Origin of the sequence: Pseudomonas rustica, assembly GCF_018336155.1 — a bacterium.
Taxonomy (GTDB): Bacteria; Pseudomonadota; Gammaproteobacteria; order Pseudomonadales; family Pseudomonadaceae; genus Aquipseudomonas; species Aquipseudomonas rustica.
Window position 1 is genome coordinate 479,624 of sequence record NZ_JAGYHF010000002.1, and the last position, 19,404, is coordinate 499,027.

Annotated in this window: 11 protein-coding genes; 6 read left to right on the plus strand and 5 right to left on the minus strand. The window is 56.6% G+C overall.

Features of this window, described 5'->3' with window-relative positions; all coding sequences use genetic code 11:
* Positions 1-80: 80 nt before the first annotated feature.
* A complete protein-coding gene (locus tag KFS80_RS05350) occupies positions 81-716 on the plus strand; it encodes a response regulator transcription factor (protein WP_212544154.1) in 636 nt (211 codons plus the stop codon).
* 86 nt (positions 717-802) lie between these two features.
* Positions 803-1,189 carry a cell wall hydrolase gene (locus KFS80_RS05355; protein WP_159812879.1) on the plus strand — a complete coding sequence of 129 codons (387 nt, stop codon included), beginning with the start codon at positions 803-805 and terminating at the stop codon, positions 1,187-1,189.
* A gap of 7 nt (positions 1,190-1,196) precedes the next feature.
* Here KFS80_RS05355 and KFS80_RS05360 read toward each other — a convergent pair whose 3' ends face one another.
* Complete coding sequence (locus tag KFS80_RS05360; protein ID WP_212544155.1) at positions 1,197-1,892, minus strand: response regulator transcription factor; 696 nt, start codon at positions 1,890-1,892, stop codon at positions 1,197-1,199.
* Positions 1,893-2,256: 364 nt separating this feature from the next.
* Between KFS80_RS05360 and KFS80_RS05365 the strand changes: the two genes are divergently transcribed.
* The 4 genes from KFS80_RS05365 (at position 2,257) to KFS80_RS05380 (ending at position 11,496) form a co-directional block, all read left to right on the plus strand.
* Complete coding sequence (locus KFS80_RS05365; protein ID WP_212544156.1) at positions 2,257-4,632, plus strand: type I secretion system permease/ATPase; 2,376 nt, start codon at positions 2,257-2,259, stop codon at positions 4,630-4,632.
* Positions 4,633-4,697: 65 nt separating this feature from the next.
* Positions 4,698-5,876, plus strand: coding sequence for an HlyD family type I secretion periplasmic adaptor subunit (locus tag KFS80_RS05370; RefSeq protein ID WP_338109584.1), 1,179 nt, complete (start codon positions 4,698-4,700; stop codon positions 5,874-5,876).
* A 1-nt stretch (position 5,877) separates the two neighbouring features.
* A complete protein-coding gene (locus tag KFS80_RS05375) occupies positions 5,878-7,728 on the plus strand; it encodes a TolC family protein (protein WP_338109585.1) in 1,851 nt (616 codons plus the stop codon).
* Between the two features lie 72 nt (positions 7,729-7,800).
* Positions 7,801-11,496, plus strand: coding sequence for a transporter substrate-binding domain-containing protein (locus tag KFS80_RS05380; protein ID WP_212544158.1), 3,696 nt, complete (start codon positions 7,801-7,803; stop codon positions 11,494-11,496).
* Positions 11,497-11,603: 107 nt separating this feature from the next.
* Here the strand turns inward: KFS80_RS05380 and KFS80_RS05385 are convergent, their stop codons facing one another.
* The 4 genes from KFS80_RS05385 to KFS80_RS05400 all read right to left on the minus strand — a co-directional run bounded on the left by KFS80_RS05385 (position 11,604) and on the right by KFS80_RS05400 (position 19,033).
* Positions 11,604-12,542, minus strand: a complete 939-nt coding sequence (locus KFS80_RS05385; RefSeq protein ID WP_212544159.1) for an OmpA family protein — start codon at positions 12,540-12,542, stop codon at positions 11,604-11,606.
* Positions 12,543-12,791: 249 nt separating this feature from the next.
* The gene (locus KFS80_RS05390) at positions 12,792-13,715 is read right to left on the minus strand and encodes an OmpA family protein (protein ID WP_212544160.1); all 924 of its coding nucleotides are present in this window, start codon (positions 13,713-13,715) and stop codon (positions 12,792-12,794) included.
* 120 nt (positions 13,716-13,835) lie between these two features.
* Positions 13,836-18,299, minus strand: a complete 4,464-nt coding sequence (locus tag KFS80_RS05395; protein ID WP_212544161.1) for an Ig-like domain-containing protein — start codon at positions 18,297-18,299, stop codon at positions 13,836-13,838.
* Positions 18,296-19,033, minus strand: coding sequence for a hypothetical protein (locus KFS80_RS05400; protein ID WP_212544162.1), 738 nt, complete (start codon positions 19,031-19,033; stop codon positions 18,296-18,298). Before KFS80_RS05400 ends, KFS80_RS05395 begins: the two co-directional genes overlap by 4 nt.
* Positions 19,034-19,404 lie beyond the last annotated feature (371 nt).

Genomic DNA, 19,404 nt, shown 5'->3' on the forward strand with positions numbered 1-19,404 from the left:
AAAAAAATATAAAAATTGCCAACCTTAACCAAGCAGGGCAAAACCAATGTCTCTCGCCTCTAAACAAAACGGAATGCTCCATGAACGACCGTGTACTTATCGCCGATGATCATCCTGCAGTCCGCATGTCGGTTCGATTGATCCTGGAGGAAAAAGGTTATGAAGTTGTCGGGGAAGCCGGCGATGGGGTCAAAGCCCTGACGCTCACTCAAGATCTCCTTCCTGACGTTATTATTCTGGACATCGGTCTGCCCAGGATAGATGGATTGACCGTTATCAGTCGCCTCAAGTCCTTTGACGCACGCGTTAAAATAATTGTACTGACCGGCCAGGAATCAGAGCATATCGCTTTGCGCTGCATGCAAATCGGCGCTGACGCCTTTGTCAGCAAGCATCAAGAACTTTGCGACTTAATCAATGCTTTAAGAGCAGTGAAGCGTGGCTACAGTTACTCGCCCGATCACGCCTGCACTCTCATTCGTCGCCATGATGATCCTGATCAGGAAGAGGAACTTCTGCAGTCACTGACGGCTCGCGAGCTAATGGTCTTGCAACAACTGGCACGCGGCATAAGCAATAAAACGATCGCCGAACGCATGTCCCTAAGTAGCAAAACTGTCAGCACCTATAAAACGCGGCTATTGCTTAAATTAAATGCAAGCACGTTGCTAGATCTGTATGACCTGGCAAAGCGAAACGGGCTCACTGACCGCTAACACGTTAAAACCGGACAAATCTTAAAGCCACTGTTCGTCGCTGTAAGCACCATAGGGCTCCTCCTCACCACTATCAGTAAATTGCCATGTCACTAAATAGCGCGCTTCTTTGCCTTGCGATGAATATTTATCATGAGTCGCGCGGCGAGCCTCACTCAGGCCAGGTCGCCGTTGCGATGGTGACAATGAATCGCGCCAATTGGGACAACGCGAAAGTTTGCGAGGTCGTGTACAAACGGCGGCAGTTTTCCTGGACGCAAAAGAGCAGAAAGCTACCGCAAGAACCTCTCGCCTGGAACAGAGCACAAAGAATTGCCAATGAGGTTCTAGGCGGCGAAGTGGAAGACATCACGGATGGCGCAACGCATTTTCACGCCCATGGGGTCAAACCGGTCTGGAGACTCAACATCCTGAAGACCGTCCGGATAGGCGAGCATATCTTTTATAGAGAAGTCAGACCGCCAGCGTTCTGAAGCGCCTTCACAAATCCCTGAGATCCAGATGCAATTTGAACAATTCAGTATCTGTGCGCACATTGAGCTTGCGCAAGGCAGCCTGCTTCTGGCCGCTGATCGTTTTGCGACTGCGCATGAATTTCAGCGCGATTTGAGACACTGACAATCCTTCAAGACAGCAACGCAACACTTCTCGCTCTTTCGGCGAAAGTGCCGGGTAATCGACCAATGCGTCGCCCCCCGCAACAGAAGCGCCATCAGTGGTTCCTAGAACTTGAACTGCGGGGGTGGTATCGAGATCAGCCGCCATTTCAGGAGACAGATACAAGCGATCCAGCGCCACCATTCGAATAGCCCGCACCAACTCTTCGGTTTGCTGGGACTTTCCAAAAAAACCGTTGGCACCAGCCCGAATCGCCATGTTGACCGTGGCCGGCCTTTCAAGCGAAGAGAAAATCAAGATACGCATTTCAGGGTAATGACTGCGTAGAAGCTGAATCAATCTCAGACCGTCAAGCTCTCCGTCACTCAGTTGATAGTCCAGAATCAAAAGGTCGGCTGATTCAGTGCGCAAAGCCTCCTGCAGTTCAGCACTGCTGGAATGAACCCCGACAATTTTAAAATCCGACTCAGTCGACAAGCGGATTTTCAGCCCTTCCCGAATCAAAGCGTGATCATCAAGCAGTGCGATCCGCAAAGGTGAAACCACCGACCATTTCATTATTCTGAATACTCCATGAGGCCGAAAATACGCTCGGAAATTTCCTACATATTTTTTATAAATGCACCTTAGCCTAAGTGTTAGCTGAAAGAAAATTTAAGAATTTATGGCTATCCCTGTCATCAATTAAGGCAATTGGAAGCATTAGGGTCGCTTTGCTGCGGCTGAATAACCGCTGGTTTGCCTACCTCCGATCCCCGCGATTTTGGGACAAGTCTCGTTCACGCATGTCCGCTCGGTTGTCAGAATTATCCTAATCGCTCAGGAACACCCCACTGGACAGATACCGCATCAGTTGTGGGATTTCCTTACTCAAATACGCCGACACAGCTCGCCACAAGCGGGCCCAGCCCAGGACTATCTGATGGCTACTCAAAGCGCGCCCGCTGATTCAGACGTGGACGTCCAGGCTATGCCTGCGCCTCAAACACACATCCAGGACACGCTGATGCAAAGCGTGTCCTGGATCTGCGACCACTACAATTTGGGGCGTTCCCCCCAGGCTTTGGCGGCAGGGCTGCCTAAAGTAGGCTTGTTGACGCCTTCCCTGGCCATGCAGAGCCTGGCCAATGCCGGGCTCACAGCAGGGATGGTCGAACGCTCTATCCGCATACTGCCCAAACAGTTGATGCCCATCATTCTTTTGCGCAAGGACAAGGGTGGCTGCATTTTGCAGGGTTATCGTCCCGATCCAGGCAGTGAGGAAAAGCGCGCGTGCCTCTATCAACTGGTGTTGCCGGAAATCAGCCCTGATCCCGTAGAAGTTGATCAGAAGGTCATGGATGACCTCTATGCCGGTTTTGCGATTCTGATGAAACCCAAGGCAAAGGTCGATTCGCGCGCGGGCGATGAAACCCCGCACGGCTCAGGTCACTGGTTGCTCACGACGTTGTGGCGCTACCGGCGTTACTACCGCAGCGCCGCCATCGGTGCTGTGCTGATCAACATTCTGGCCTTGGCCAGCATCTTTTTCACCATGAACGTATATGACCGGGTTGTCCCCAACCAGGCGTTTGTCACGCTTTGGTCGCTGGCGATCGGGGTGGTGATCGCGATGGTATTTGAAGCAATTGCCCGCTATGTGCGTGCGCACTTACTGGACGTGGCGGGAAAGAAAGCTGATCTGGTGTTGGGCACCCTGTTGTTCAGGCAGGCTCTTTCAATTCAGATGGAACACAAACCCGCTTCATCCGGTTCATTCGCCAACCAACTGCGCGAGTTTGAATCGGTGCGCGATTTCGCGACCTCAGCCACGCTCGCCACCATTTCCGACTTGCCGTTTGTTTTGTTGTTCGTCGGGGTGATTTTTGCCGTCGGTGGTCCGCTGGGCTGGGTTCCACTCCTGCTGATCCCCTTGATTCTGATCATCAGCGTGGTGATTCAATGGCCGCTGGCACGCACCATGAAAGAAAACCTGCGTGAGTCATCGCTCAAGCAAGGCGTGTTGATCGAGTCCATCGAGGGCCTGGAAACACTGAAAGCGGTGGGTGGCGAGGCCTATATGCAACGTCGCTGGGAAGCCTTCAGTGCGCTGGCAGCCAGCACCTCGATGAAGTCACGGGAACTGTCGAGCATGGCTTCCGGATCCGTAGCGTTCTTCCAGCAGATCCAGACGGTGGCGCTGATTGTCATCGGCGTTTATTTGATCGACGCTGGCGATCTGACCATGGGTGCGCTGATCGCTACGGTCATGCTCGCGGGTCGTGCCACAGCGCCGCTCAGCCAGGTAGTTGGACTGGCGTTGCGTTTTCAACAAGCGAAAGCGGCACTGGGTTCACTGAACAACCTGATGGAAATGCCAGTCGATCGCGACGTCACACGCGAGTACCTGCCCAAGCCTACGCTGAGCGGCCAGATCACTCTGAAGGCGGTGGATTTCGCCTACCCGGCCCCGCCCATGCAACCCAATCCCCCCGTGCTTCAAGGCATTAGCCTGGTCATAAAACCCGGAGAGAGAGTCGCGATTCTCGGGCGGATCGGCAGCGGAAAATCCACGCTGTTGCGAGTCATGGCTCGTTTGTATTTGCCTGTAAAAGGACAAATGTTTACCGACGGACTGGACGTGAATCAGATCGACCCGGCGGACTGGCGCCAAGCAGTCGGATACGTCGGTCAGGATGCCCGGCTGTTTTACGGCTCACTACGTGAAAACGTCATGATGGGGCGGCCGGAAGCCACGGCAGAAGAGTTTCTGCGCGTGCTGCGCCTGACCGGACTTGACCATGTTGCAGGCCGTCATCCCAAAGGGATCAATCTGCCGATCGGTGAGATGGGCGAGGGTCTGTCGGGCGGCCAGCGTCAGTTGGTTTCGCTCGCACGCAGCCTGCTGGCCCGGCCGAACCTGTTGTTGCTGGACGAACCGACCAGCGCCATGGACGGACAGACCGAGACGCAGTTTCTGGAGCATCTCAAGCGCGCGACCGAAGGCCAAACCCTGGTCGTCGTCACGCACCGGCCTTCACTGCTGTCGCTGGTCGACCGGATCGTGATTGTCGATGACGGCAAGGTCACCGCTGACGGCCCCAAGGACACCATTCTCGCGGCCCTCAGCGCTAACGCTGCCAAGGAGACGGAAAAAGCCAATCCGAAGGCCCCAGGCAATCCCGCAGCCAACAGCAAGATCGGGCCACCGCGCCCGGTGCCACCGACGCGTAGCTACAAAACCCAATCTACAGAAGGGAGTCTGGCCCCCCAGTCTGAGCCACTTCCATCCCCGGTAACTCCTGCGGTGACTTCGTAATGTTCAAGAAATTATTTAGTCGAGGCGATAGCGCATCCCCGCTGCAGCCCGGTGACGCTGCCTTCATGAACGATGTGCAGGAATCACTGCTGGCGCAGACCACGCCCGGCTCACGTTTGGTGCTTCAGCTGATTGCCGCGGTTTTGATAGGTGGATTGATGTGGGCTTATTTCGCCGTCGTTGAGGAAATCACTCTTGGTGAAGCAAAGATTATTTCCAAGAGCCGCGAACAGGTCATTCAAAGTCTCGAGGGCGGCATCCTCGCCGAGATGAATGTTCGCGAAGGTGACATCGTCGAGAAAGGCCAGACGCTACTCAAGATTGACCCGACCCGTGCCCAGGCCAGCTACCGTGAAACCTTGTCCAAGGTGATTGGCCTCAAGGCCAGCATCACCCGTCTGCGTGCCGAGGCGTATCAGCAGCCGTTGGTGTTTGACGAGATGGTCATGACAGACCCGGCAGTGGTTCATCAAGAGCAGCAAGCTTACAAGGCTCGTAAAAACGCCCTGGATGAAAGTATCAGCAGTCTGCAGCGCAGCTACGCCCTTTCGACCCGGGAAATTCAGTTGGCTGAACCCCTGGCTGCCAAAGGATTGATGTCCGAAGTTGAAATCCTGCGCATGCGTCGTTCAGCCAACGAAATCAAATCGCAGATCGTCGAACGCATTAACCGCTATCAGGCCGAGGCCAACTCGGAGCTGGCTAAGTTTGAGCTTGAGCTTTCTCAGACCAGCGAGAACCTGGTCGGTCGCGCCGACGTGGTTGATCGCACGACGATCAATGCGCCGGTCAAGGGCACCGTGAAGAACGTACGGGTCAACACTCGCGGCGGGGTCATACAACCCGGTGAACCGATCCTCGAAATCGTACCGCTGGAGGATCAGTTGCTGGTCGAAGGCAAAATCCGACCTGCTGACGTTGCCTTTCTTCGGCCGGGGCTGCCTGCGACGGTGAAAATCACCGCTTATGACTATGCCATTTACGGCGGACTGAAAGGCACTGTCGAGTTGATCAGCCCTGACACGCTCAAAGACGATCAGAAAGCGGCTGCCGGACGCCCTGACGATACCTACTATCGCGTCACTGTTCTGACCGACAGCAGCACGCTGGAAGCGGGCGGTCAGTCATTGCCGATCATCCCCGGCATGGTGGCATCCATCGAGGTGCGCACAGGCGAAAAAACCATTCTCGATTACCTGCTTAAACCTGTGCTCAAGGCACGGGAAGCGTTTCGGGAGCGATAAAGTGAAATCCACATTGACCTCGCATTTTCCGCTAACGCCTGCCGCCTGGCTGGTCTCGATCTGCCTGTTGAGTGGTGTTTCCATTCAAGCGACGCTGGCTGATGATCTGCCAACCTTCTCCGCTCAACCGCGTCCCGAGGAATCGGTTAAACCCGCACCTGCGCCTGTGCGCAGAACCTTATCGAATCAGGACAGTGCGCTGGTGTCTTTCGCCCCCGCAGCGGCGCCGGTTGCTCAAGTTCGTTCCGCGACAGCAGGTTCTGTCACCGCAACCGCTAAAACGGCAGCAGTTGCAATGCAAACGAAGGACAGCGGCCTGGCCACGTTCACCGCGTCGTCTCAACGTCCGGTGAGCGCGGCAGTCGACACTTCACAAGCCTCCAGGCCGAGTGCAACTGCCATCAGCCGCAAAAAAGAACAACTGCTTTCGTTTTCATCTGTCACCGCGACGCCGACGGTCGCGACCACTGCGCCGGCTCGGCCCGTCAATGAAACGCCAGCGCGCCCGACACCTGCGGCCAAGACCAACGGCCAAAATCCGCTCATCGAGCAAACCCATAGCGTTTCGGCACTGGCGCTGGCGGCTTTACCTCCGCGCATGGCTGCCCGCCGCGGCGCCGGTAATACCGTGCTCGGCCCTTCCGAAGCAGAATTGCGCGAAGTGTTTAACCGTGCGGTAGAAACGGCGATTGATCGCGCCCCGACGATCTTCCGCGCCAAAGCGGAACAGGAAGCCGCCATCGCCGATGTCGACGAAGCCAAAGGCCAACGCTGGCCGCAAGTAGATGTCGGCACGCAGACCTCACCGATCAAATTCGGAAAAGGCTCGGATGAAGAATCCGGCAGTGGCGGGATCAACCTCGCGGTGACCACTCCCCTTTACGATTGGGGACGCATCCGCAATTCGATCGATAGCCGGAAACGCTTGTCTGTTGCGGCAAACGAAAGCCTGGAAGCGGAAAAAGAAACCACTGGCTATGAGGTCGTCACCACACTCGTCGAACTCGGCAAGCAACGCATCATTGTCGACCTGAGCCAGCAATTTGCCGACCGCATGGATGATCTGGTGAAGATGCTCGCGGGCATTGTTGCCGTCGACAAGGGCCGTTACAGCGAACTCACACAAGCCAAGGCGCGACTGCTTCAAGCCCAGGCATTGCGCGATGCCGCCGACGCCAAAGCACGAGACGCCGAAATCACACTGCGCAAACTGGTGGGCGATCGTCCGATACCTATACCGCGTACCAAAGAGTGGAACCTACGCCTGGCCAATCTCGATCAGTTGCTTGAAGACGCCAAATCCCATCCAACCATTCGGCAGGCGACGGCCGAAGCGGAATCGGCCGACCTGCAAGCCAAAGCCGTCAGGGCCGGCGGGCTCCCACAATTGAACTGGGTGGTAAGTAAATCCACCGCAGAAGACTCGATCGGTCGCGAACAGCCTTGGCAAACCAATTTAACCATGACGTGGGGCGCTTTTCGCGGTGGCTCGACCCGAGCGGCCGAGCGTGCTGCATTGCAGAGAGCCGATGCCAGCCGCTATCAGACCGACCAGCAGCGCAGGGATCTGGAGTTCCGCATCCGCACCGCAGATAACGATGCGCGCACGCAATTGGAGCGAGCCGAGCTGTACCGCGATCTTGCCGTGGAATCTGGCCAGATCCGCGAGGACTTCTACCTGCAATGGCACCACTTGGGCAAGCGCACGCTTCTGGATGTACTCAGCGCAGAGAACGAGCACTACGGCAATCAGGTCAGCGAAATAACCAATCGCTTCGACGGCTATCAGGCGATACTGCGCCAGTACGCTAGCGCAGGCACACTCGCCCGCTGGCTTCGCGACGGCCAGTGATCACGGCGATCCGGGCATATTTCAATGCCCCGCCCCTTCGGCGTATGCTCGACACAGCTAAGGTGTCAAGCAATGCAAGCCTTCATGACCGGCGTCTCTGTACGAACACCTGATGCTCCGATGCCCGCAGCCTCCAAATGGATTTTGAACGCCTTGAAAATTCCTTTTTTGTCCTTTGCCTGGCCGTGGGGGCTGATGACGCTGCTGCTGTCGACGACTCTGCAAGCTCAGACGCCCGAGCCCGTTGACTTGCTGGTGACCGGCCCCATCATCGCCCCACACGTCACTTTCGATACGCAAACACGCAGCTGGCTCGACACCCGGCCAGACATCAAAGTGGCACTTTGGAGGGGTGCAACGCCTCCCCTCGACATGGGCTTCGAGCAAAGCAAATTCGAAGGTGTCGCAGCGGAATACCTTGAAGTGATACGCCAGGCAACAGGCCTGCATCTGAGCATTGAGCGTTATCCGACACGCGCCGAAGCCAGGCAGGCGGTTAAAGACGGTCAAGCCGACATGCTCGCAGTGCACGACGTGACCGAAGGCCAGGAAGGTGCGATCACCCAATCACGCCCCTATCTGCTCAATCACAAAGTCATCGTGCGCAGGATTGGCGAAAACCGACAGCCATCGCCCGATTTGCAAGGTCAGCGCCTGGGTTATGTGGGCGACGATTCGGTTGCCGCCGCGTTGCAGCGGCAATACCCCAAGGCCACCCTGATTCAGCATGTCAATCATCTGAACGGCATGGCCTCGTTAGTCTATGACCAGGCCGACGCATTCTGGATCGATGGCATCACCGCCGAGTTCCTGATCCGATTGCTCTACAGCAATGATCTGTACATAGCGGGCGACGCCATCGACACCTCAGCCGATATCAACTTTGCCGTTAGCGATCGTCGTCCGCAATTACTGGCAGCGATTAATCAGACGCTGGACGCCATCCCGATTGATGACATGAAACGCATCACCACGCGCTGGGGATTAAGCAATAATTTTGTGGTGGATCAACCTCCGCTGAATCTCAATGCAGCAGAGCGTCAATGGCTCGCGGCCCATCCAACAATCAAAGTACTGGTCGCAGGATCCTATGCGCCACTGACGTTTTTTGATGAGCACGACCAGTTGCAGGGGCTGAGCGTAGATATTCTGAAAATCATCAAGCAAAGAACCGGTCTCACGCTGGAAATCATCCCCGGCACCGGCGTACAAGACATGCTTGATCAATTGAAAAATAATAAAGCAGATGTCATCGCGGCATTGAGCGTAGGGGATTTGCGCCTTAGCCCTGAGCAGTACACCCGCCCCTACCTGATCAGTCCCTTCGTGGTCGTGACCCGACGCTCGCAGACCGACATCCACAGTCCCGCGCAACTCGAGGGTCAGCGCCTGGCAGTTCCCGCCGGTAATCCGTTGATGACATGGTTGAGCCGTGAGCACCCGCACATCGACCAGGTACCGGTATCGAATGCGACTCGCGGGATTGAGATGGTCTCAGAGGGCGGTGCCGAGGGCGCCCTGCATACGCAGTTCGGTGCCGACTATTTCATCAAACATCATTTTCAGCATGACTTGCATATCGCGGCAGTGATCGGCCAGATACCTGCGCGTATTTCCATGGCAGTAGGGCCGTCCAATCTGATCCTCAGGGATATCATCAACAAGGTTTTGATCGACATTCCTCCAGAAGAGCTCAAGACCCTCAGCGATCGCTGGCGCAACCACGCAGCGCCGGCAGTCGCCAATTCCTGGAGCACGTACAAGGACGACGTGTACACCGTGATCTTTGTCGCCACGGGATTTGTCCTCGCGTTTCTGGTGTGGATCTATTATTTGCACCATCAAATCAAAAAGCGCCGCAAAGCCGAGCAAGCCCTCGGCGATCAACTGGAGTTCAGCAAGACCCTGATCGACGGGTCGCCTATTGCGCTCTATGTTCGCGACAGACAGGGACGCCTTGCTCACTGCAACCGCGCCTACCTGAATTTTTTGCAAACCACTCGTGAAGATGTGATTGGCAAAACCCTTTTGGACACTGCCTCTCTTTCCACGCATATGCGTGAGCGTTACCACCGTCTGTACCAGGAAACTCAAGACAGTGGTCAGCCAACCTACGCTGACCTCGAGATCGAGGTGAAGGGTAGCCCCCGTCGCATCTACCATTGGACATTGCCCTTCCAGAGTGGCGCTGGCGCGTTTTCCGGGGTAATCGGCGGCTGGCTGGACATCAGCGAACGCGAGCAACTGGTCGAGCAACTGCGCCTGGCCAAACAAATGGCCGATGAAGCCAACGCCTCCAAATCCACCTTTCTGGCCAGTATGAGTCATGAAATACGCACCCCCATCAGTGCGCTGATTGGTCTGATCGAGATGCTGCGTGTGCGTGGCGGCAGCGCAGAGCAGATCGAGGAAAACCTCACGGTGGCGCACGAGTCTGCGCAATCGCTGCTATCGCTGATTGGTGACATTCTTGATCTGTCGAAGATCGAAGCCGGGGCAATGGTGGCGATGCCACGACCCACTCGACTCACTGCCGTCGTTGAATCGATCTACAAGCTTTTCGAAGTTAACGCGAAAAACAAAAATCTGAAGTTCGACCTGGTTGTCGATATCGCCGACCCTCACGTCATGATCGACGCGCTGATGCTTAATCAGATCGTCGCGAACCTGGTCAGCAATGCGATCAAATTCACCGACCATGGCTTCGTGGAACTGTCGTTGAAGCAGACTTCCAGTGACCCGCAAACGGGCGAAGGCCGGTTTGTCATCCAGGTACGTGATTCGGGTAGTGGTCTCAATGAACTGCAGAAAAAAGCGGTTTTTGAACCCTTTATTCAAGTGGCTCGAAAGGTCAGCACTGCTCGTAGCACGGGATTGGGCTTGAGTATTTGCACGCGTCTGGCGGTATTACTCGATGCCCGCCTGAGCGTCGAAAGCAAGCCTGGTGAAGGCTCGTGTTTCAGCCTGATGTTCGCCGCTCAAGCGACCCCTTCAGATGAACTCACGGTATCGAGCCCGATCGCCGCCCCTTCAAATTACCGCCTGAAGATTCTGGTGGTCGAAGACCACGCTGCCAATCGTTTATTGCTCTGCCAACAACTCGAATACCTGGGACACCAAGCGGTGCCCGCCGACGACGGGGAAGCGGCACTTGCGATGTGGGAGCAGGAAAACCCGCCGTTCGATTTGACCATCACCGACTGCAACATGCCGCACATGGACGGGTTTGAGATGACCCGCAGAATGCGCAGCAGCGAACAATCACGCGCACTCGGTGCGCATCCCATCTTCGGTCTGACAGCGACGGCACAAACGGAGGCCGTCGACGACTGCATGGAGGCCGGCATGACTCAGTGCCTGTTCAAACCTATCGGCATTGAGCAACTGACGGAGCACGTCGGCGCAGTCTCGGCCCAGATCGAACGTCGCGCTATGGCCGCCAGCACCAGCGGCGGAGAGCTGCAAAAACTCCGGGTTTTGTGCCCCGATGCGTACGCTCCGCTGGTCGATGAACTGCTGCGAACCAATCGCGAAGACGGCGCCCGGCTTGAGCAATGTGTACTTGATCAGGATCTGCAAAAAATCCGCAGCCTCGCGCACAAGATCAAAGGCGGGGCGCATCTCGCCGATGCCGTTGAGTTGATTGAGGCATGCGCGCAGCTGGACGCGTGCGCCGCTCGAGGTGACGCGGCGGCGTGCGGTCAGCAAGTCAACATTCTCTTGGCCTGTATGCATTCACTGGAAGTAGACCTGTTGAAGGATCGTTGACTCTGCTCGCACGAGCGCTAAATGCAGGCAAAAAAAACCGTCGACCTGGGGCTCAGATTCGACGGTTAAAGGCAAGAAGCAGAACTTCTCGCAGAGGGAGCGACTTGCTACAGGCGAATGCCGCTGAGTTCCACACGCAATGTCACGCGACGGTTGGGTGCGTAACAGCTGATTTGCTCGATCCGGGGGCCGTAGCAGGTATGAATGACCGGATCACGACTGGCTGAGCTGTGGGCCGTGAGGATTGACTCGGCGATACCACCGTCGATCAACATCTGGACGACCGTCTTTGCACGTTGCTCACCCAGCAGTTGATTGTCTGCCTCGGTGCCGAACGCATCTGTATGGCCAGTGACTTGAATATGTTTGATCTGCGCATCGTCGTTGTGCAATTCATTGAGCATGTCGAAGACAGCCTGGCGGCCTGCTACCGATAGATCTTCATACCCTGACTTGCCGGAAGGAAACAGCACGTCGCTGGCCAAGGTGTAATGCTTGAAGCGTGCATCGTCCTTCAGGTACTCGTAATACCGACACGCTTCGACGCTGGAAGCACGCGACAGCACATGAACTTGCGACCGGGTTTGGCCCAGCTCTCGTTCCGCCTCTTCACGCTTGACCGGTGCCGGAAAAGTGTTGCCGTCCTCACGCACCCGCAGGTAATAGGTTTGACCGCCTTCAAGATTGGCCTGATAAAGGTCGCTGCTCTTGCCAAAATAGGTCGGCGCATCATTCAGGTAAGCGCCCAGAGTGTGGCTACCCGGTGCCATGCAGAAGCTGGTGAACCCACCAGGCAACAGGCCAGTGTGAAACTGGCGATCGACATAGACGTGCGCCGCGCCCTTTCGCTGGACGTCTTCCTTGTTGCGGTAATACACCACTTGCACTTGATCGACTGCCACGGGCGGTAATCCCATGTAGGACGCATAGAACACCCGACCGGGTACTGTGCCGTCCTTGGGCTCCTGTGCGATGGAGGGATGCGCGCCCAACAATGTGGCGCCAAACAGCACAACGGCTCGGGTCATGTTCAATTCATAAGTCATCTTCGTTCCACTACCCGCGCCCAAGCTTTGTGCGCTGAAATTCAAGTCGTTCAATGCGTGCAAGTGCCAATCACATTGCTATGGAGACCATTATCCGAGCACGCCGGGAAGATCCATATAAGACCCGTCTCAGAAATCTTTCCTTGGTTTTATCGGCTTTTTCACAGACAAAAAAAACCCGACGTAACCAGGACGTCGGGTCGGAGCAATGACAGGAGATCAAGCCTCCCAAAGGCTGTCTATGAACGATTATTGCTGAGTGTTGACCCGCACCACCACGCGACGATCAGTGGCGTAACAAGCAATCTGCGCGGAACGGGAACCGTCGCAACCACTGCTGATCGGCTGGTCGGCACCGGCACTGTTAGCCGTGATGCTGCCGGAGGCCAGACCACCATCGACCAGCAGACGACGCACGGTTTGTGCACGCTTGAGGCCTAACGCGTAGTTGGACGATGCCGAACCGATCGGGTCGGTGTGACCGACAACTTCAATGCTGCTGAGGTTGGCGTTTTCACGTTTGAGCTGGGCGATCAGATCACCGATGGCATCACGTCCTCTGGCGGTGATATCGCGAGTGCCGGATTTGCCAAAAGCAAACAGCACGTCACCCGACAAGGCGTATTCCTTGAACTGCACCTGCTCCATTGGCAAGTAGTCACACGCCAACACGGTCGATGCGCGAGACAAAGCCTGAACCTGCCGGTGTGTGCCTTGCAACTCACGTTCAGCCTCGGCACGCGTCACTGCTTGCGGGGCACCGTAACCGTCTTCGCGAACCCGCAAGAAGTAGGTCTTGCCGCCGTCCAGTTCAGCCGAGAACACATCGGTGCTTTTACCTTTGTATTGCGGGGCATCATTGACGTAAGCGCCCAGGCTGTGTTGACCGGGCGCTACGCAAAAGGCACTGAAACCGCCCGGCAGCAGCGCGGCATGGAACTCACGGTCAACGTAAACGTTGGCCGCGCCCTGACGGGAGCCCAAACCGTTGGGGCGGTAGTAAACAACCTGCACCTGGCGATCAGGTACCGGGGCCACCTGGCTGTAGGCATTGCCGAAAATCTTGCCGGAAACACTCCCCGGCTTGAACGCCTCGTCGGCCGTAGCGATCTGTGCGCTGGCCAGTGCCGCACCCAGCAGCGCGACGTTAAGAATGGTCATACGTTTAAACATGATGATGACTCCACCGCGAACACCGATCGGTGCCCGCAGTTGATTGAATTTGAGAAAGGCTTGACCACCAAGGGCAACCGCAAGCTCTGCGCAGGTATCACCTGCGCAGAGCGATTGCGCTTAAACCAGATTGGTGGTGACCCCGTCCTGAACCAGCAGTTGGGCATCGAGGCTGGAATGTTGGAAGACGTTGTAGACAATGCCTTCCACCGTAACCGTACCTTGACCGGCCCAATCACCCGGATCGGTGCCGTCGGCCAGCAAGTCGTCGAGGTTGACGACATCGCCGGCGTTGCCTTTGATCAACATCTGGACGGTCTCATCCGTGCTGAAGAGTGAGCTTTCACCCAGTTCCAGAACATCACCCAGGGACAGGTTCAGTGTGTTGTTGCCGGTGCCGGTTATGTCGATGATTTCAATCGACTCCAGTTTGCCGGTGATCCCCCCCAGATCAAGAGTCTGGCCGGCCCCCGTCAAGGTCAGAGTATCGATGCCTACACCGCCATTGATACCCGCTTCCGCGCTGTCAAAATAAGATGTATCTAATAATGAAAATATATTGTTTGCATCAGATCCATGATACGACCCACCAGTACTTCCTATAATTTGATTGGCATCCTCAATTGGGGATGAAAGGCTACTACTCCAAGCAACGTTATCAATTCTAATTCCGCCATCCGCCTCAGGCCCAACAACAACTTGAATTGAGGCAACTGGCACTCCACCGGTCGCGTCGTATTCAACCGACGTAAACCCCGCGCCATTAATTGCCACTGGCTGACTGTTTAGAACATTACCTTCAGCATCTAAAAAGTTAACCATTGTTCCGGTGGCGTGTACGTGACCAACATCTAGCGAGACCACGCTAGAGTTCCCTTGCAAGGTTATATTAACAACCGAACTGGGACCTCCTACAATATCATTTGTGGGACCAACAGAGACCGCACCGGCAACCGACACGCCGGATGTAGTAGGATCCCATGAATCAAAGTCCTCAATTCCACCAGCATATTGACCAGCAATGTAGTCAGACCTATTCCCATTACTGTCCACTATTGCCGCTCCCAACACCCCCCCGAATGTTAATAGAGCTAAGATTTCAGCTGGTATGGTGACGTTAGCTTGTCCAGCAATTATGTCAGCATCAGTCAGTTCATAGTCGAACCTGTAATTTCCGAGAACAATATTGACTTGATCGCCTGACTCGGCATTTCCCCCAGAAATATCTACAGTTACCTGGTCACCATCGCGCAGGACAGCGGTCGGGGCATCAGGGGCTTGGTCATCAAGTTCTACCGATTGGCTGGTAGTATTGCTATTCCCCGCCCCATCTATCACACGGGCCTGAATCTCCCAGTTACCCGTGTGAATGTTCTGATCAAGAAAATTCCAGTTTCCACCGACATCTACCACTGCATCGAGCCAGGTAACACCACCATCGGTGGAAATCTGCACTTTTTCGCCCGGTTCTAACGCAGCAGTCAACGACCCCTGAATCAAACGCCCGGCACTGCCATCGTTGGTGACAAAGTCACCGCTGTCGGCCCCGCTGTCCTTGCCCATGCTGTCGACGACTGCCGAGGCGATCGGTGCAGCGGTGTCAATAATGACGGTCCACGGCGCAGACGGTGCACTTTGATTACCCGCCGGATCCTGCGCGATGACGTCGAACTCGTTGGTCGAGCCATTGTTGAGTGGCGGGTTGGGTGTAAAGCTCCAGGTGCCGTCTGGCTGTACTGTTTGACGGCCGATTTCAATGCCGTTGTTTCGAATGATGATCACATCACCCGCCACACCGCTACCGCTCAGGGTCGGGGTCGTATCATCAGTGGTCGAACCATCAGCCACAGGCCCCTGAATGCTGCCTACATCGTCAGTGACTGCATCGATAGTCGGTGCGGCCGAAGCGGTGACATCGATTTCCAGATTGAAATCACTGGTCGGTGCACTTTCCCCTCCGCCGGGGGTAACAACCGTCGCACTGAACGCGTAGTTGCCTTCGCCCAACGCCGGGTTAACGGTGTACTCCCACTGCCCCAAGGCATTGACGGGTACGCCCGCTTGCAACAACACACCGTCAAGGTAGATGTTCACCGTAGAACCTGGTGTTGCTTGCCCACTCAGGGTCGGGGTGGTGTCATCTGTCACACCGCCGCTGGCCAGCGGGCCCTGGTTCGGGCCTACGTCATCGGTGACCTGGTCGATACTGATAACAACGGCACTGGTATCGACAATGAAGTCGATCGGCGCGCTTTCCGGGCTGCGGTTGCCGGCGGCATCCACGACGAAAGTGCTGAAGCTGTGCGGCCCATTGGCCAGGGGTGGTGCCGGGGTGAAGCTCCAGTTGCCTGCGCCATCCACCGGTACGCGACCGATCTCGACACCGTTGTCGAAGACAATCAGCGTGGTGTTCGGCTCTGCGGTACCGCTGAAGGTCGGCGTACTGTCATCGGTGGTATCGCCGCTGGTGATCGGCCCGGTAACCGCCCCGACGTTGTCCTCAAGCTGACTGGCATCAGCCGCTGCGGGGGCAGTGACATCGACGGTAATTGGGTAATCACCGGTCGGCGCGCTTTCGTTGCCGGCCGCATTGGTCGCTGTGGCGGACAGGTTATTCAGCCCCGGCAGCAGTGCCGGATTAGGGGTAATGCTCCAGTTGCCAAGTGCGTCCGCCACGATGGAACCCACCGCTACACCATTGGCGAACAGGGTAACGGTGGAGAACGGTTCAGCCGTACCGGATACTTGCGGCTCGGTATCGTTAGTGCTATCGCCGGGCATGATGTTGCCGACATTTTCGGCAACATCATCGAAGACGCCGGTGATACTCGGCGCCGGCGGAGTCCCCCCGGCAACCAGCTCAAAATCAAAACCGGTGGATGGATCGCTGATGTTACCGACAGCATCTTGCGCCGCGGCCGTCAGATCATGCGGGCCATTGAGCAGCGGCGGTACCGGGGTGTGGCTCCAGCGACCATCTGTGCCGACCGGTGCACGGCCAATCTCGACACCATTGTCATAAATGATGATGGTGCTGCCCGGCTCGCCACTGCCACTGATTTCCGGCTGCGCATCGTCCGTGATGTCACCCGGAGTGAGGTTGCCGGTGCTTGTGCCCTGGTCATCGAAAACGCTGTCGATCGTCGGAGCCAATGGAGCGGTGGTGTCAACAATGATGATGTAAGGGTCGGACGGTTCGCTCGCATTACCCGCCGGGTCCGTGACGATCACGGTGATCGGGTGTGGACCTTCTGCCAACGCAGGATCCGGGGTGAACTCCCAACGTCCGTCGTCACCGACGATCACTTCGCCGATGACCACGCCGTCGTCGATGATGGTGACTTTGTCGCCAGGTGTGAGACCACCGCCACCCACGGTCGGAGTGCCATCATCGGTGCTGCCACCGTTGCCGATGTCGCCGGTGATCGGGCCAACGTTGTCGATGGCTTCTTCGATACCGCCGGTACCAACGCCTGGTTTGCCGGGAGCAGTGGTATCAACAATGACGATATACGGATCGGACGGCTCGCTGGCGTTACCCGCCGGGTCGGTCACGATCACGGTGATCGGGTGCGGACCTTCTGCCAACGCAGGATCCGGGGTGAACTCCCAGCGACCGTCATCACCGACGATAACTTCACCGATGGCCACGCCGTCGTCGATGATGGTGACTTTGTCGCCCGGGGTGAGACCACCGCCACCGAAGGTCGGGGTACCGTCGTCAGTCACGCCGCCGTTGCCAATGTCGCCGATGATCGGCCCGACGTTGTCGATGGCTTCTTCGATACCGCCGGTACCTACGCCTGGCTTGCCGGGGGCAGTGGTATCAACAATGACGATATACGGATCGGACGGCTCGCTGGTGTTACCCGCCGGGTCGGTCACGATCACGGTGATCGGGTGCGGACCTTCTGCCAACGCAGGATCCGGGGTGAACTCCCAGCGACCGTCATCACCGACGATGACTTCACCGATGACCACGCCGTCGTCGATGATGGTGACTTTGTCGCCCGGGGTGAGACCACCGCCACCGAAGGTCGGGGTACCGTCGTCAGTCACGCCGCCGTCGCCAATGTCGCCGGTGATCGGGCCAACGTTGTCGATGGCTTCTTCAATGCCACCTGTTCCGATACCTGGTTTGACCGGTGCGATGGTATCGATAGTGACGATGTACGGATCAGACGGCAGGCCGACGTTACCGGCAGCGTCAATCGCCACGGTGGTAAAGCTGTACTGCCCGTCTACCAGGGCTGGTGAGGGTGTAAATGACCAGGTGCCATCCGGATTGACGGTGGTTTCGCCGATTTTGACACCATTGGCGAAAACATCGAGCCGGGCACCCGCTTCACCGGTACCGCTAAGGGTCGGGGTATTGTCATCGGTGAAACCGTTTGGCGAGATCACACCTTGCTGATCACCCACGTCATCGCTGATCGAGTTGATCACGGACTTGCCCGGTGCGGTGATGTCGATGATGAAATCGAATTCGTCGGAGGGCTTGCTGATGTTGCCGTCCTTGTCCTTCTCCTCAACGACAATCGAATGTTCGCCGCCTGGCAGCGGAGTTGGCGGAGTGTACGTCACTTGCCGTCATCGCCGACGATGACTTCGCCGATCGGCTTGCCGTTGTCCGAGATGATGATGGTATTGCCCGGCGTCCCGGTACCGCCGAAGGTCGGAGTGGTGTCGTCGGTTGAGCCGCCCTTGTCAATTGGCCCCTGAATGTCACCGACATTATCAGTGGCGCCACCCAGACCCGGGGTCGGAGGAACGACCACCACGCCACCGCCATCGTGGTTTTTGTCATCGTCACGGGTCAGTGCGTAACCGGCCCCTAACAGGCCAAGAGCACCCAGCCCGAGCAAGGCCGGCCAGAACCAGCCGATGCCATTGCCGGCGACCAGGCCGTTGCCAAAACCGACCAGTTCGTCGGCACCCAGCACCTGAGGTGAGGACGCGCCGTCATGCAGAAAGGCTGCTGCCCGATCCTGATCGCCATCAGACGAGATGTACTCGTAATAGGCGCCATCTTCGGCCACACCGACCAACTGACCCTGGCTTTCGAAGAAGCCTTCGATGATCAGTTGCGGTTGATCCGGGCTGGTGCCTTCGGTGGCCACATGCAAGTCGTTGCCGACGCGCTTGATGGTAATGTTTTCCGGAGCGACTGGTTTATCACCGCCCTCGGCAAGAATGTATTTGCCGTTCTGCACGGCCTTGATACGTACCGGTTGACCTTGCTGGGTGGCGCGAAGCTCCACCGACTCGGTAATGGTTTTGCCGTCCACAACGGCGACGTTCACTGCGTTTGTGTTCACTTGAGGCCTTCATTCGTCAGGTTGGTCACCGCGCCGGTCATCCGGCACGTCCTAATCATCCAGGCACTGCTCATTGAAAAGCCGATACCTCGGGATAGGTTGAATGTTGACGTTCGCCTTCAAGTGTCGATATGAGACCTGTCTCAAACGCAGGATTAGTCCTACAACCGATCTCCCGTTTTATAGGGGTCTCAAGCACGCCTCCCTCGTCAGCGTGCTTCAACTTTCCTTAAAAAAATTGAGACAAGTCCTACATTGGACGCCTACCGCCTGAGAGGAATCTAGAAAAGCAGAAATGACATCGAGCGTGCCGCACCGACGACGAACATGACCCCAAGACATGTCCGCTATTTGTGCTTCAGCTCAGGATG